Origin of the sequence: Xanthomonas sp. SHU 199, from assembly GCF_000364665.1 — a bacterium.
Lineage (GTDB): Bacteria > Pseudomonadota > Gammaproteobacteria > Xanthomonadales > Xanthomonadaceae > Xanthomonas_A > Xanthomonas_A sontii.
This window is the reverse complement of record NZ_AQOI01000756.1, coordinates 1-2,906: the sequence shown is the minus strand read 5'-3', so window position 1 is coordinate 2,906 and position 2,906 is coordinate 1. Positions and strand designations below refer to the sequence as shown.

The 2,906-nt window shown below is 69.3% G+C and carries 2 protein-coding genes; both read left to right on the top strand.

Translation table 11 applies throughout. The features are described from left to right. Positions 1 to 191 precede the first annotated feature (191 nt). Positions 192 to 872: a DUF1449 family protein gene (locus D183_RS0120955; RefSeq protein WP_017910723.1), complete on the top strand. Its 681-nt coding sequence runs from the start codon at positions 192 to 194 to the stop codon at positions 870 to 872. After that, positions 869 to 2,869: a flotillin family protein gene (locus D183_RS0120950; RefSeq protein WP_026143208.1), complete on the top strand. Its 2,001-nt coding sequence runs from the start codon at positions 869 to 871 to the stop codon at positions 2,867 to 2,869. The genes D183_RS0120955 and D183_RS0120950 overlap by 4 nt, the downstream gene beginning before the upstream one ends. Positions 2,870 to 2,906: the final 37 nt, after the last annotated feature.

Here is a 2,906-nt window from a genome sequence, read left to right as displayed (position 1 = left end):
TGGTCCGGGCCGGCGCCGGCCGCCGCAGGTGCCGCCGCTTCGGCCCGCGCCGCGGGCCAACCGCCGCGACTTTCACGTATCATCCGGCTCTAGAACCTGCCGGCGGTCCGCCGCGCGCCGTGCGCGCAGGCCGGCGGGATGACGCGTGCCCATGATGGGACGCGCCGTCACGGCACAGCAAGGATGAGGGGATGGCCGAGTTCCTGAACGTCGCACTGGGATTTCCGACGTTGCCGTACAGCATCCTGTTGGCATTTTCCGCGCTCTACTGGGCGCTGGCCGCCTTCGGCATCGGCGACCATGCCGCGCCCGACGGGCATCTGCATGTCGACGGCGCCGACCATGGCCTGCACGGCGTGTCCGCCGTCTTCGCGCGGCTGGGCCTGGGCGGTGCGCCGGTGATGCTGGTGGTGGCGCTGCTCTCGTTCTGGGGCTGGCTCGGCACCTATTTCGTCCATCTTTTCCTGCTGCAGTCCCTGCCGGCCGGCCTGCGCTGGGGCATCGGCAGCGGCGTGGCGCTGTTGGCCCTGCTGCCTGCGCTGCCGCTGACTTCCTGGATGCTGCGGCCGCTGCGCCGGCTGTTGCTGCGGCTGCGGCCGGTGGCGCAGACGTCGTTGCTCGGCAAGGTCGGCGTCGTCGCCTCGCCGCGTGCCGACGCGGACTCCGGCTACGCCGCCGTCGACGATGGCGGCGCCGGCCTGGTCCTGCAGGTGCGTGCCCAGGCCGGCCAGGTCTATCCGCGCGGCGAGCGCGTGGTGCTGGTCGACTACGTGCAGGCGCACAACCACTATCTGATCGCCCGCGAGCAGGATCTGCCGGGTTTGCCGTTTCCACACAGCCTGATTGCGGGCGATAAGGAGATCCACCGATGAGTTTTGCGACGATGGCGCCGTTTCTGATCGGCGTCGGCATCCTGCTGGTGCTGCTGCTGGGGCTGGCCGGCCTGTTCCGCGCGTTCTACCGCAAGGTGGATCAGGGCGTAGCGCTGATCGTCAACGACATGAGCGCCACGCCCAAGGTGCACTTCACCGGCGCGTTGATCGTGCCGGTGCTGTACCGCGCCGAGCTGATGCGGATCAGCCTGATCACCCTTCAGGTCGACCGCCGCGGCAAGGAAGGGCTGATCTGCCGCGACAACATGCGCGCCGACATCGCCGTGGCGTTCTACCTGCGGGTCAACGAGACCCAGGCCGACGTGCTGCGCGTGGCCAAGGCGATCGGCGCCGACCGCGCCTCGGACAAGGACGCGGTCGACGAACTGTTCAACGCCAAGTTCTCCGAGGCGCTCAAGACGGTGGGCAAGAAGTTCGAGTTCACCGAGCTGTTCGAGAAGCGCCAGGAGTTCCGCGACGAGATCATCGCGGTGATCGGCAACGACCTCAACGGCTACGTGCTCGAGGACGTGGCGATCGACTACCTGGAGCAGACGCCCAAGGCGCTGCTGGATCCGCACAACATCCTCGACGCCGAGGGCATCCGCAAGATCACCGAGCTCACCGGCACCCAGAACGTGGTCACCAACGAGCTGGAGCAGAACGCGAAGCTGGCGATCACCAAGAAGAACGTGGAGGCGCGCGAGGCGATGCTGGCGCTGGAGCGGCAGCAGGCCGAGGCCGAGGCGCGGCAGAAGCGCGAGGTCGACACGATCCGCGCGCGCGAGCAGGCCGAGACGCTGAAGGTGCAGGAGGAGCAGCGCCAGTTGGCGGAGAACGCGCGCATCGAGGCGCAGCAGCTGATCGACATCCGCGAGCAGAACCGCCTGCGCGAGGTCGAGGTGGCCGAACAGAACCGCCAGCGCGCGGTGGCCATCGAGGTCGAGCGGGTCGCGCGCGCGCGCCAGCTGGAGCAGGTCACCACCGATCGCGAGGTGCAGCTGCAGGGCGTGGAGCGCGACAAGGTGGTCGAGAACGGCAAGATGGACGTGGCCAACATCACCCGCGAGCGCATCGCCATCGACAAGACCGTGGCGCAGGAAGAGGAGCGGATCAAGGAAGTGCGCCAGGTCGCCGAGGCCGACCGGCTCAAGCAGGTCACGATCCTGGAAGCGGAGGCCAAGGCGCAGGAACTGCTGGTGCGCCAGGTCAAGGACGCGCAGGCGCGCGAGACCGCGGCCAAGCACCGCGCGGTCGAACTGACCACCCTGGCGCAGGCCGAACACGAGGCCGCCGGCAAGCAGGCCGAAGCCAAGAAGCTGCTCGCCGACGGCATCCGCGCCGAGAAGGCCGCGCCCGGTCTGGCCGACGCGCAGGTCAAGGAAGCCTCGGCGCTGGCGATCGAGAAGGTCGGTATCGCCGAGGCGCGGGTGATCGAGGCCAAGGCCGATGCCAGCCTCAAGCAGGGCAGCAACGAGGCGCGCGTGCTGGCCGAGACGCTGCAGGCCAAGGCGCAGGGCGAAGAGCAGATGGGCAAGGCCAAGGCCAGCGCCGCCGAGTCGATCGGCATGGCCGAGGCGGTGGTGGTGGAGAAGCGCCTGTTGGCCGAGGCTGACGGCCTGACCCGCAAGTTCGAGGCGATCGGCGCGCTCAGCGACAGCGCACGCGGCCACGAGGAATTCCGGATGCTGCTCGACAACAGCCTCAAGCAGGCGCTGGCGTCGATCGAGGCCGGCAAGGAAGTGTCCAAGGAGAACGCCGAGGTCATCGCCAGCGCCCTGCGCAATGCCGACATCGACCTGGTCGGCGGCGACGGCGGCATGTTCGACAACCTCATCAAGGCGGTCTCGCTCGGCAAGTCGATCGAAGGCCTGGCCGACAAGAGCCCGATCGTGCAGGACCTGATGCAGCGCTATCTCGGCGTGCAGCGCGGCGCGGCGGCGCCGTCGCGGCTGGCGCCGGACGCGGCTGGCCAACTGCCCGTCGCCGAGCCTTGAGCGCGGCACTGGACTGAGTGCGCAGGCGGCGCGCGGC

What these genes read in the sequence shown, in the direction of transcription:
- D183_RS0120955 (WP_017910723.1), top strand. Translation starts at nt 192, where the DNA reads ATGGCCGAGTTCCTGAACGTCGCACTGGGATTTCCGACGTTGCCGTAC.
- D183_RS0120950 (WP_026143208.1), top strand. Translation starts at nt 869, where the DNA reads ATGAGTTTTGCGACGATGGCGCCGTTTCTGATCGGCGTCGGCATCCTG.